At 45.1% G+C, this 12,736-nt stretch carries 12 protein-coding genes; 3 read left to right on the forward strand and 9 right to left on the reverse strand.

The features are described from left to right. Positions 1-216: 216 nt before the first annotated feature. From H735_RS05330 to H735_RS05340, 3 genes are read left to right on the forward strand one after another with little or no spacing between them, the layout of a single operon-like run. Positions 217-3,375, forward strand: a complete 3,159-nt coding sequence (locus tag H735_RS05330; RefSeq protein WP_027726805.1) for a response regulator — start codon at positions 217-219, stop codon at positions 3,373-3,375. 17 nt (positions 3,376-3,392) lie between these two features. After that, complete coding sequence (locus H735_RS05335) at positions 3,393-3,872, forward strand: hypothetical protein (RefSeq protein WP_020197368.1); 480 nt, start codon at positions 3,393-3,395, stop codon at positions 3,870-3,872. A 1-nt stretch (position 3,873) separates the two neighbouring features. Then, entirely contained in the window at positions 3,874-4,977 is a 1,104-nt protein-coding gene (locus tag H735_RS05340) for a porin (RefSeq protein WP_020197367.1), read from the forward strand. 100 nt (positions 4,978-5,077) lie between these two features. Here H735_RS05340 and H735_RS05345 read toward each other — a convergent pair whose 3' ends face one another. The 9 genes from H735_RS05345 to H735_RS05385 all read right to left on the reverse strand — a co-directional run bounded on the left by H735_RS05345 (position 5,078) and on the right by H735_RS05385 (position 12,724). Then, positions 5,078-6,019 carry a DMT family transporter gene (locus H735_RS05345; RefSeq protein ID WP_020197366.1) on the reverse strand — a complete coding sequence of 314 codons (942 nt, stop codon included), beginning with the start codon at positions 6,017-6,019 and terminating at the stop codon, positions 5,078-5,080. Between the two features lie 183 nt (positions 6,020-6,202). After that, positions 6,203-6,817, reverse strand: coding sequence for a sugar O-acetyltransferase (locus H735_RS05350; protein WP_020197365.1), 615 nt, complete (start codon positions 6,815-6,817; stop codon positions 6,203-6,205). Between the two features lie 173 nt (positions 6,818-6,990). Further along, positions 6,991-9,474: a PAS domain-containing hybrid sensor histidine kinase/response regulator gene (locus H735_RS05355; protein WP_020197364.1), complete on the reverse strand. Its 2,484-nt coding sequence runs from the start codon at positions 9,472-9,474 to the stop codon at positions 6,991-6,993. A 201-nt stretch (positions 9,475-9,675) separates the two neighbouring features. Continuing rightward, positions 9,676-10,005: a hypothetical protein gene (locus H735_RS05360; protein WP_005442975.1), complete on the reverse strand. Its 330-nt coding sequence runs from the start codon at positions 10,003-10,005 to the stop codon at positions 9,676-9,678. A 139-nt stretch (positions 10,006-10,144) separates the two neighbouring features. Beyond that, positions 10,145-10,693: a class IV adenylate cyclase gene (cyaB, locus tag H735_RS05365; RefSeq protein ID WP_020197363.1), complete on the reverse strand. Its 549-nt coding sequence runs from the start codon at positions 10,691-10,693 to the stop codon at positions 10,145-10,147. Between the two features lie 147 nt (positions 10,694-10,840). Next, positions 10,841-11,227 carry an MAPEG family protein gene (locus H735_RS05370; RefSeq protein ID WP_005442971.1) on the reverse strand — a complete coding sequence of 129 codons (387 nt, stop codon included), beginning with the start codon at positions 11,225-11,227 and terminating at the stop codon, positions 10,841-10,843. Positions 11,228-11,301: 74 nt separating this feature from the next. After that, positions 11,302-11,736 (reverse strand): Mpo1 family 2-hydroxy fatty acid dioxygenase, encoded by a 435-nt coding sequence (locus H735_RS05375; protein WP_009706035.1) that lies wholly within the window; start codon positions 11,734-11,736, stop codon positions 11,302-11,304. A 116-nt stretch (positions 11,737-11,852) separates the two neighbouring features. Beyond that, positions 11,853-12,209, reverse strand: a complete 357-nt coding sequence (locus H735_RS05380; RefSeq protein WP_020197362.1) for an MmcQ/YjbR family DNA-binding protein — start codon at positions 12,207-12,209, stop codon at positions 11,853-11,855. Positions 12,210-12,241: 32 nt separating this feature from the next. Next, complete coding sequence (locus tag H735_RS05385; RefSeq protein WP_020197361.1) at positions 12,242-12,724, reverse strand: MarR family winged helix-turn-helix transcriptional regulator; 483 nt, start codon at positions 12,722-12,724, stop codon at positions 12,242-12,244. Between the last annotated feature and the right edge of the window lie 12 nt (positions 12,725-12,736).

Consider the following 12,736-nt stretch of genomic DNA (forward strand, 5'->3'; position numbering starts at 1 on the left):
GTTTATAAATATCATTACGTTGAATAATTCTCACTGAGTGAGAAACCCTATTTTTATTGATAGATTAGAAGATTTATCTCTTTCAAACACCGACCTTTTGTAACGAGTATCACAATTTTTATATGGCGAAAGTGTGAATTTTTCTGCTTGATTTCTAACAATTGAGATAGTTAGCCTACACTTTTCATATCAACTTATTGGATATGGACGTGCACAGTGGTCGGATCGTTTTCATGGAATAACCTATCTGTTAAGCACAAGCTGTTTAGCTTAGTTTTTTTACCCATCGTTTTACTCCTCTTTCTTGCGGGGCAACAAGTTCACAGGCTTTCCACTCAGGCTCAAGATCTGGAGAAAGCGCAACTGTTTTCCGACTATATGGATAGCGTCTCTTATCTGTATAACTTGCCGAATAACAGCGAAGTATCAGACAAAGAGTCGGAGATCAAAACCGTCACGCAGTCGCTCAATAATGAAGCCAAGAATATCTTTGCCGACAACGGCGTAGAAATGGCAGATTTGCTAGCGAGTCTGGAAGAAGCCAGTCTTTCTCTCGCTACGACAACTGACATGGATGAGCGCTTGGACGTTGCAGAATGGCGCGCAGACACCTACAAGCAGATTCTATTGGCGTTAGAAAAAGTCCCTTTTAATGACGCTACATCCGAAATCCAAGCCCACCTCTCTGCCCTTATGCAGATTGAATGGTTGATGTTTTGGTCCAAAGAAGAAAACCGACTTAGCCAATATCTGATTTACTCCGTTGAGCAAAACCAATTTTATGACGCTGACATCAGCAGCGAGATTGAATCGCTCGTCAAAAACCAACAATTGTTCCTTGAACGCTTCGTCACACTTAATGCCAACCAACAACAAGTTGAACTGTTGATCGAAACATTCACCAATGAAGTGTTCGTCCTTAGCCAAGAGTTCAGAAGCTTTCTGTTCAACGAAGAAGCGCTCAGCACTCTGCCAGAAGGTGAAGTTGCCGCAGGTTTAACTGCATTAAACGGACGCTTAGCGTTGCTTAAAAACGTCGACAACAAAATGACCGAACAATTGAAAGCCGACGTGGATCATGCAATTACGACTGCAAACCAACAGCGCTTGATGTTCATCGGTATCATGTCTGTCATTACCATTTTGGTGATTAGCTTGGCGTTACGTCTGGTTCGTAAAGTGACGAGTAATCTTCAGTTGGTTTTGGAATTTCTTCGTCGTGATAGCTACAGTGAGGAATCGCCGCTTGAAGAGCTCGTTAAAGGTAAAGACGAGTTAAGCAAGTTTGCTCAAGAAGTGGAAAGACTGAGTTATGAGCGTGAACAAGCCAACATCAAACTGACACAAGCAAAAGAAGACGCTGAACGCGCCAAAGACGATGCGATCAAAGCCAGCAAAGCAAAAAGTAGCTTCCTTGCTAACATGTCGCATGAAATACGAACACCACTTAACGGTGTTATCGGTATATCAGAAGTGCTGTCTGATACCTCCCTCACTGCCACGCAACGCGACTATGTGGATACTATCGAGACTTCATCGCAACTACTGTTGAGCTTGATTAACGACATTCTAGATTTCTCAAAAATTGAATCAGGCATGCTACTTATCAGCCCGCATTCAACTTGTGTTCGTGAGTCTATTTACGACATCGCTTCCATCGTTTCGCCTAAAGCCAAAGAGAAAGGCATCGATCTTCAAGTGAGCATCAGTCGTAACACACCTTTCCGTTTGATGATTGATGATCACCGCTTACGCCAAGTGGTGATGAACTTTATGTCTAACGCGGTTAAGTTCACGGAAAAAGGTACGATGCTTCTTTCTGTTACCACCCACAGTGTTTCTGGCTCTAACGCAGTCATGGAATTCTCTGTTCGAGATTCAGGTATCGGTATCGATGAACAGCAACAGAAGAAAATCTTCGAACCATTTGCACAAGAAGACGACTCTACAACACGCCAGTTTGGTGGTACCGGTCTTGGCTTAGCAATCAGTACTCAGCTCGTTGAGTTAATGGGCGGTAAGATTCAATTGGAATCTGAAAAAGGCCAAGGTAGTCGCTTTTTCTTCCAACTGTCCCCTTCTGTTGTTCAGCTAGACTTTGATGCCAAACATGCCGCGGCCAACAGCCAAATTTGGTTGGTTTGTGAAGATGCCGCAATGGAGAGCACACTACGTGATGAACTGAACTTCTATCGCATTGCGGTTCATCAATCCGTGACGAGCTTAGACGCCCTCCCAACTTGGATTAACGACAAAGAACACATCATCGTCATCTACGCCGAAACGCGACCAAATGCTGCGATGGAAAGCGAAGATGCCTTCCACCGATTAGAAACTCAAAATGTACGCGTTTGCCTAATCAAACATCTGCAAAGCGACCAATTTGACTTCGGTGAAAGCGTCAGTGCAATGATCACGCAACCTCTGCTTGGCCAACGTTTGGTGAAAGCGCTTGAAAACTGTGAGGCCAAATTTAGCCAAACCGCTCAACGAGTCGCAGCAAGCGCGACAGCCAATACCAAAAACAAAATCTTGGTGGTCGATGACAACACAGTAAACCAAAAAATTGCGGGCTTACATGTGACAAAAGCCGGCTTCACGTTCGACCTCGCCGCCAACGGGCAAGAAGCGGTCGACATGTTCAAGAAGAACCAATACGCCTTGATTCTAATGGACTGCATGATGCCCGTTATGGATGGATTTGAAGCAACAGAGAAAATCCGCCAAGTCGAAAAAGAAGAGAACCGCAATTACCGCATTCCAATCATTGCGCTCACCGCCAGTGTGGTCGATGACGACATCCAGAAATGTTTTGATGTCGGCATGGATGACTATGTACCCAAACCATTCAAAGCCAACATCCTAAAAGAAAAACTGACAAAAGCCGTTGATATCCCGACAGTAGATAGCCCTGATGTAGTACCAACCCCAATCAGCGCTGCAGCAAAAACACGCCCGGCAGACAAGCCTGAAGAGCCTGCAATGAACACCTTGCCAAGCCGCTCAGAACGCATCTTGTTGGTCGAAGACAATACCGTTAACCAAAAGGTTGCGTCATTGCTGCTGAGCAAAGCGGGCTATCAATTTGAGATCGCCGAAAATGGTCAAATTGCCGTGGACATGTTCCAACAAGATAACAGCTTCGACATCATCTTGATGGATTGCATGATGCCAGTGATGGATGGGTTTCAGGCGACAAAAGAAATTCGCGCTTATGAACGAGTTTCTGGTCTGCCTAAAACCCCGATCATTGCACTGACGGCAAGTGTGGTGGACGACGATATTCAGCGCTGTTACGACTCAGGTATGGATGCCTATGTGCCAAAGCCGGTGAGAAAAGAAAAACTTCTTCACCAAATTGAAAGTGTGATTTAACGGATAAGGTAATGGTCATGGATACCCATTTCTTAGTGAACAAAAACAAAGTGTTGAGATCACTCTCTACTGCAATGATCGCCTTTGCCCTGTTAATGTCTTTTGATAGCAAAGCATTGGCGGCAGACCAGTATGCGATTTTCTCTCTCGACTCAGGCTTTAATGAGCTCAGTATCACCAAAGCAAGAAAGCTTTACCGTGGTAAGACTAAGCGTTTGCAAGGTAAGCGTGTTGAGCTGTCTGATTGGCCAGATACTTCCTCGGAACGATCAGAGTTTTATCGCTATTTACTCAACAAAAACATCGCGCAAATGAACGCGCACTGGGCGAGCTTGTCGTTCTCTGGCAAAGCGCGTCCACCAAAAGTTATCGACAATTCCAACATGGATGCCCTATTAGCCTGGATGAAAGAAAAGCCGAATCGCATTGGCTATGCACCGGTGAGTAGCCTCCCTTCTGATGCACAAATCCTCTACGTAGTAAGTTCGGAGAAATAATATGAAGAAAACACTCATCGCATCAATGACAGCAGCAGCGCTTAGCAGTGTGGCCTTTCCGAGCTTGGCAGCGATAGAATTAACGGACAACTTATCATTGAGCGGCTTTGGCTCGACGTCTTGGGCAACCACCGACAATGAAACGCCCGTCCTTGTGAACCGATTTGTCGACGACGAAAATTGTTACGACTGTGATACCACGTTCGGCGTTCAGCTCGACTTCTACTACGATGCCTTTAAAGCTTCTGCCCAAGTAGTAAAAAGACCGCAAGATCACTGGAGCGATCCACAACTTGAATGGGCTTATCTCGCTTACACCTACGGTAATGTTGAATTTCGTGGTGGTCGCTTAAGAATGCCAGTGTTCTTGGCCTCCGAGTATTACTATGTGGGACATGCATTTACGCCAGCGCGCCCACCAAATGAGGTTTACGACAGTATCTTGGGGATTACCGCGTTTAATGGCATTTCATTCTTGTGGAACTACGATCTCAACGACAGCATGACGTTAACCACAACGCCTTTTATTGGCTTTCGTGATGAGAGTTCAGTCGACTTTAACGCTAATACTGAGCTAACGTTTAAAACTAATGAAATGTACGGCGTGAACTTTATCTTGAGTGGGGATTACTACCGCTGGAACTTTACGTATTTAGACTCAAATTACGATCAAGAGACCAAGCTACGTAACCTGACCACCAATATTCCTGGTGTGGGTATCGTTCAGATTCCGGATCAAACCATCAAAGCGAAAGACCAAAACATTCAGCTATTCTCACTTGGTGCTGAGTACGAGTTTGATGCGCTGACGTTAACCGTGGAAGGACAAACCAACGACATTGCTTCCGCATGGTATGTGCAAGGTACTTACAACTTAAACAAGTTCACACCTTATGCGACCTATGGCCAGCAGTTTGATGACCATGAGCATCGAGTTGGCGATAGCTACCTCTTCGGTGTGAGATACGATCTTCACTACAATGTGTCACTCAATGCAGAGTGGCAACACTTCAAGGCTTATCGTGACGCCTCTGGCGCGTTCGTCTCTAACCCTTCCGATGACGACGCTAATATGTACACCATTATGCTTAACTTTGTGTTCTAACCCTTTGGCAGGTCGACACTCATCGACCTGCCTTTTCCTCTATAAACATTATCCGTCTATAAACATCACAACTTACTTCATCCTTTGCCGTTGTACCGATTTATGATTTGAATCGGTTAATCATCACGACCGAGACGATGGTTAGCACCATCCCTAAAGCGTGAAACCAAGTAAATGCTTCGTCCAATATGAAAATTGCACACAACGCTGTCATTGCTGGGCCGATGTTACTCACTAAACTCAGATGCGCAGGGTTCAGCCGTGCCATGGCAGCAGCAATCAGATAAGAAGGAATGACGGTACAAAAGATGCCTAGCAACACACCAATAGTAATGAGTTCATTGTTCATCGAGCTCAACTGTAACGAGCTAAACGATAAATGAATAAGAATGGCGACACCGGCACTGCCCATGCCGATACTGGTAAACATGGTACTCCCTAGCTTCGCGATGCTGGCTTTGCTCAACACCAAATACACGGCAAACACAAACGCAGAAAGAATTGCTAGCCCACCACCAAGCCAGATCTGCTCACCATAGTGAGAAAGGTCATGCGCCACAATCAGCCCCACTCCCAAATACCCAACCAACACGGCTGACAGCACCTGACGGTTGGGTGATTGCCCCTCTTTAAACCACATAATTAACACGACAAAAGTCGGAAACAAGAACAGTAATAAACGTTCAAGTTGAGCAGAAATGTAGTTAAGTGCCGTGATATCGAGATAGCTCGCTAAGTAATAACCAAGCACACCAATCGCGGCTGCTTTGATTCCGTGGTGTTTCACTTTCGCTGGGTTCTCGGAGCCGCGTAGCATCCAAAAGAGAATACAAAGGTAAAGAGGCAGTGAACTCATTGCTCGAAGCGTCATGATGCTCACCGCGTCACCGCCATACTGATACGCGAGTTTGACAAACACAGGTTTAATTGAAAATAACAGCGTACCAGCGAGCGCAAACATAACGCCAACAGTCATTGCACTGACAGGCTTCTTTTGGGATTGGTGTTCTGAACTAGGGCTGGAATCGGATGCCATATTCATTTTCTCTCCTTGATGATTGATAACATTCAAACAAGGCTACGAGATAGAATACGATTCTGGCTGCATCTACTCGCAGCCAGGCACAACTCAACCTACCGACTGCTTGGTATTGGAAGGAGGAGCCACCAGAGGTTGGTTGTGCGGATGATCATTTTACTTTCCTATTCGGGTAGAAGGTTCAGACTAACCATTGAACATATTTTGTTCAAGCTTACGGTCTTTAAAATAGTACTCTTTATCGTGTTGTCCGACCTCTCGAAGCACTCGACAAGGGTTACCAACGGCGACCACATTGGCAGGAATATCCTTAGTTACGATACTGCCCGCGCCAATCACCGAGTTTTCTCCGATCGTCACACCCGGTAATACCACCGAGTTCGCACCAATCCATACGTTATCTCCGATTCGAACCGGCATGTTGAACTGTGCTACGTCTCGTCTCAAATCGGGATCGATTGGGTGCCCTGCCGTTGCAATGGTTACATTAGGCCCAATCATCACGCTATTCCCAATGTAGATGTAGGTATCGTCGACCAAAGTCAGATTGAAGTTTGCGTAAACATTGTCGCCAAGGTAAGTGTGACAACCCCAGTTTGCTCTTAAAGGCGGTTCGATGTAGCAGTTCTCACCAACAGACGCGAGCAGACGACCGAGTATCTCGCCCCGCTTTTCTGATTCCGAAGGACGTGTGTGATTGTAATCGTATAAGATCTCAAGACATTCAGTTTGCATTGCCGCCAATTCTTCATCATTGCAGAAGTACACTTTTTGGCTGTGCAACATGGTTTTCTTATCCATTATTATTCCTGTTGAGGGGATATTCTTGGTTGGAATTTAGCAGAGTCAGAATAAGAAAGGCTTGCCAAAAGTCATGAAATTCGCGCCTTACTTTGTAAGCAAGGTGAAGTAATGAACCCAAGACACGTTTTCACCGACGATGTATTGTTTCTTCACAGACAAAAATGCGACGCTTATTCTTTTGGCGCGTTTGGTAGATGCCGAGACAAAGCATCCATGAGATCCTTTTTGATGAGTGGTTTGGCAAGAACTTCATCTGCACCCGCATCGATAAAAGATTGTGTCGATTGCTGCATCACATCCGCAGTCCAGCCGAAGATCACGACATCATCCAGCCCTTGCTCGCGAATTCGCTTAACGACCTCAATACCACTCATTTCTGGCATATGGTTATCAATAATGATGAGATTGAAAGACTGCTCGTTCAACAAGTTCAGCGCTTCTTGTCCACTGCTGCATATGTGACTTTTCGCCCCTAACTTATCTAAAAAGACTTTGGCGATGATTTGATTCATCCGATTGTCATCGGTAATCAGCGCGTGAACGGACGAGAGATCTTCAACCTTCACATCCTCTGTTTTCTCTTCAATGGCATCGCCTGAAGCACTCGGTAAGCTAATCACAAAGCGGAACAGGCTTCCCTTTCCTAACTCGCTCTCAACACTGATTTGGCCATTCATAAGAGTCACTAATTTTTGACAAATCGCTAAGCCCAACCCGGTGCCACCATACTGCCGAGTCGTCGACACTTCCGCTTGTTCAAATTCATTAAAAATAGAATCCATACGATCTTGAGGAATACCGATACCGGAGTCTTCTACGCAAAATTCTACGAAGGGCGGCTCTAGCGCTTTGATGGAAACATTAATATGACCAGCCTTAGTAAACTTGAGCGCATTGCCGACAAGGTTGAGCAAGACCTGCCGAATACGTACAGAATCACCACTATATTGGCATTCATCGCTGCATTGGTTGTCCACGCTGAACACAATACCTTTCTCTGAACACAAGCTTTGGTAAGTCACTTCCACCGGAGTAATGATGTCTGCCATTTTGAAAGGATGAATATCGAGTGCAAGCGCATCACTCTCTACCTTGGCTAGATCTAAGATATCATTGAGAATCGAGATCAAGTGTTCACCCGAGTTCAATGCGAGTCGCAGCACTTTCCTTTGTTCCGGGTCTCGGATGTCATCGATCAGTATTTGTAGCATCCCCAATAGCCCATTAAGCGGCGTTCTGATTTCATGACTCATCGTCGCTAAAAAGGCCGATTTCGCTTCGTTGGCGTGCCTTGCCTTTAATGCCTCGGTTTCAAGGTCACTCTCTAAGCGTTTCACTTCTGTGATATCACGTTCAATGGCAATAAACCGCTCAACAACACCTTGCTCATTCCTCAATGGGATAATATCGATATCAATCCAATAGGGTTGTTTGTTTCTCGTATAGTTGAGTATCTCCGTCCTAACTTGCTCACCCTGTCGAATCGCTTTTCCGATGTCTGCGATCGTCTCTGGTGAAGTATCAGCACCTTGCAAGAAAGCCCCCGGCGCTAGCCCTTTGATGCCATCGAGTTGATAACCCGTCATGGATTCAAACGCCTTGTTTACCCACTCAACCTTTCCGTGGTGGTCCGTGATAACAACGGCATCTCGCGCGGCTTTAACAACGGTCGCAAGTAACTCGCTCTCCTTCTCTTTTTCTTTCAATTGAAGGTTAGATTCTTCTAGCTCCTGCTTGGATTTTTCGAGTTCACGGTGTGGGTTAACAAATAGCCTTTTTCCTATGAATGTTACGATAATCGAACTCACGATTAACACGCCAATTAAGCCCTTTAGCAAACTGCTTTGAAGGTTCGTTAATTGTTCATCCAAGAAGGATTTACTGACACCTTGAGTCAAAAGCAAATTGCCTCGGCTCAAGGGTTCTTTATTGATGATCCATCGGTCGATTTCGCTTGCTGTTGGAGCGTGCTCATGGCTATGGGAGAGATGCTCTTGCGCCTGTGTTTCGGTTAGGTGAGCCAGTTCAGGAAGCGGTGGAATAGTTTGACTGAGTTCATACCACCGCTCTCTTCCTGTTACGAACGAACCAAAAAAGTCATCGTAATCGACAGCGGTTTCACCATATAACATCCCGACAAAATCACCGTTATTTACAAGGGGCATAAAAAGCTTTAAGCAGATGTGATTAGTATCATCGTGCAGCAGATACACGATGCGCTCATTTAATCGAGACTCGGAAAGCGCATTAAAAATCGCGACTTCTTGTTCAGATGCGGGGTGACGAAAAGTGTCTTCGAACAATAAATCGCCGTTAACATCTCTTGCTGCAAATTGCATCGTTTGATGTTGGCCTTTAAAACGCTCTAACTGGAACGCTAAACCTTCAACATCATTGTCGACCACTGCATCGATAACCCCACGGTATTGGGATGCAAGGACGATTCGGTCTTCCGCTACCTCTAAGTACTTCTCCATGAAGATCTTGGCCGACTCTAGCTCAAACCGACCATTCCCCTTTTGGAGTTGTTTGATTGTCGCCTGACTTTCTTGAGATAACACAATAAGTGAAATGACTCCGTAAATGAGCGCAGTCATCCCAATAAAAATGAGTAATAGAGCTTTCGGACTAAACCTAGAGAGCTTTTTTGCCATGAGCACATGCTTCCTTGCGCGAATTCACCGCTTTCACATCAACAAGTGTAGGATACGTAACCGGTTAATTCTCATACTCATTTAGGGTTAACCTTTGGGAACCAACTCCATCAATACAAATCACACATGAACCTAATGGATGGGAAGCAGTAAACTGGCGGGATCAAAAATGCCGCAAAGTTCGAATCTTGCGGCATCTTTCTAAACTGGCTTGTTTGTTTTTTTGCGACTTTCCAAGCGCGCTTTAAATTTCTTATTTCGGCGCTTTAAGGCTCGGAAGAACTTCGACTCTTCGTGATACCAACCAATAACGCTAATGGGGAATCCCACCAGCATCATGATGAAGACATCGGCAGGAAACTGCTCTGTAATATCCCTTACCGTTTGCAGCTCACCAAAGATAAACAAGCCTATAACCTTGCCAACCAACAACGCACAGCAAATCATCAAGAAAGACTTCATTATGTAGTGCCATTTGCCTTTCTTGCGCTCTTCTCGCCAATACACGTATTTGTGCTCGCGGTTGTACATTTCCCCCTCCGTTTAAGTGACATTGTCACCATCAGTCTGCGAAATGGAATGGTGATGCGAGACGGCAAGCTCGCACTACTTTAATCATAGTGCGATTGGAGGGAGTTGCTTGTCAGACCAATAAGAAATGACGGGGATTTTACTGAGCGGTCCACATTTGTTTGTAAGAGCGCAATTCTCTGTTGGACTCATCCAAACCAAACATGCCTGCTAGTGCTTGCAGTTTTTGTTTGTAGCGTCCTAAGGCGCTTTCATCGTCAGTCATTATCGCAAATTCTGCGAAATAACCGATGCCTTCAAGGTGGTCAAGCGTGATATGGAATTCACCGACAAAGTAGATACTGCGAGTCTTCTTAGTATGAAGAATGACCTCGTACCCCATGTTCTCTAACATGCTTTTTGCCGCGTGAGACTTGGTGATGTCTGTCGCTTCGCAACGATCTTCTTCCGGACCTTTAACAATCCAAAGCTTAATGCCAGATGGTTCAATTTCACGAATCACCAAGCTTTTGTTTTCGTTGGTTAGTTTGCGATCAGGTGTATCGTAAAACCAATCTGATTCTTGGTTGTCTTCGAACATCACCTCGTGCTGCAAACTGCTCAGCGCGGTTAAAAACGCTCGTTTGTCTTTCACTCGGTATTTCAATTCAACTTCAAACTGCCCCTGAAAATGATCTTGTGCACTCACGCGACTACCTCTCTACAACTGTTCGCTTGGACTTTTTATTCTGTTTTTCACAAGGTGAAAGGACTTTAAAAATTTGCGAAAGAGTAGCATGAGTTCCGCTGCTGGTCTGAAACACAAGATAACTTTGTGCAAAACGTGGCACAAAACTTAAAACGCGAGAGAAAGCATATAGACACAGCTTGCAATGCCAGCGATGACGACCAGAGTCCTGCCGATGGCAATATCCGCAATGTACATAACAGGGTGTGCCATTCGGGTAAAAGCAAACACAATCGCAGGCATGGAGAGATCAGACCATGGAACACCACTCAAACTGACCGCAAGAATGGTTGCGCTATAAAATGCCAACGCTTCCCAAGCATTCGACTGCGCCGCAATGGTTCTTGCGGCTCGACCACTGAGTTTTCTCTCTTGCAAACGTGGATGATGGTTATCTAAATGACCGAGTTGTTGGACTTTGGCGTAGCCCCCAAGGCCGGCTAACACATAAGGAATAAAACTGACAAAGACTAAGACAAACAGTGCGGTAGGCATAACAGGGATTCGTGATAATGATTCATAAGTTAAGTTTAGCAATTTCTAATTTTCTCGACTGCTTACTTGTCTCATTAATGCTTACGAAACACCCAAATTGGCCCGATTAAGAGGAACTGAACATCTTCAAAAAACGATGGTTTCTTCCCTTCGATTTTGTGCCCGATAAACTGGAAAATCCAAAGCACACCAAACAGCAGCATCGAAATCTGTAAAACCGGCCAACCGAGTATGTCCATCGACCAGATTAGCCCAATACACGCAACGGTGTAGCCAATCATCATCATGAATACGCTGAGAGACAGACGGAAGTAGAAGATCCAAGCGGGTAAAGCAACAACCCATACCCAGTTGAGATTGAATCCAAACAAAGGAATTTGCGGAATAGACCAAATCAACCCAACCACGGATAAAAAGATACCCGGCACCGCCACTTTATGAATCTTTTGATTGATTGGGTTTTGATGGCTTTCACCGTAGGCTTCTAACCATTCAGAGAGTTCACGCATAACGTCACCTTTAACATCGCTATAACATTTATATAGTCGGTGCGAGTTAAAGGTGCGAGTTTTTGCCCGAAGATATTAATAATAAACAAAGTATCTGTGACCAAGCACAAACTATGTTACTGATATCCCAATGAAATACGCTGCGCTTTCGTTAGTTTAGCAACCACTAGGTCATACGAGCGTTCGCACAAATCCTGCACAAAGCCATCTTCAACATCGCCATTGAAGTAAACCGTAATCCAATGACGTTTGTTTAGGTGATAACCCGGCGTTATATCAGTGAACTGGGACGTTAGTATTTCCCCATCTTCAGGTGCTACTTTCAGGCTCACATACTCTCGTCCGTGGCGCTGTGCCAAAACCGCAAACATCTTGCCTTTAATTTTGAAGACTAACGCTTCGGGGCCAAATGGAAAGCTGCTTTCTGCACACATGAAAGTATCAAGAAATTGCTCTAACTCTTTAATATTCATCCATAATCCTCTTTCAAACCCATGACTTGGCTCTACTCATACTGCGGTAATAGAAGCTTTAACGCCTGATTAACCTGTCCTTTTTCTGCACTATTTAAAGAGCCCATCAGCTCATGTTGCGCTTGAAGGTGTTGCTCTATCAGTGAATCAATCAGCTCGAACCCTTTTTCTGTGAGTTCGACAGTGACGCTGCGGCGATCTTCTTTACTGTGCTCACGCGCAATAAGACCTTTCTTCTCTAGCTTATCAAGCCGATTCGTCATGGCACCGGACGTCAGCATCATGGATGAAATCAGCTCCGATGGCGTTAAACGATATGGCTGACCACTGCGTCTCAGCGTTGCTAAGACATCAAACTCACCCATTTTGAGGTCGTAACGTTTATGCAGTTCGGCGACGTGGTTCTCCATGTGCTTTGCGATTCTCATCAAACGCCCCATGATCGCCATCGGTTCGGTGTCGAGCTCCGGCTTTTCCTTAGCCCATTGGCTTACCACTCTGTCAATTGCGTCCATTACCCTTTCATC

Origin of the sequence: Vibrio owensii CAIM 1854 = LMG 25443, from assembly GCF_000817815.1 — a bacterium.
Classification (GTDB): domain Bacteria; phylum Pseudomonadota; class Gammaproteobacteria; order Enterobacterales; family Vibrionaceae; genus Vibrio; species Vibrio owensii.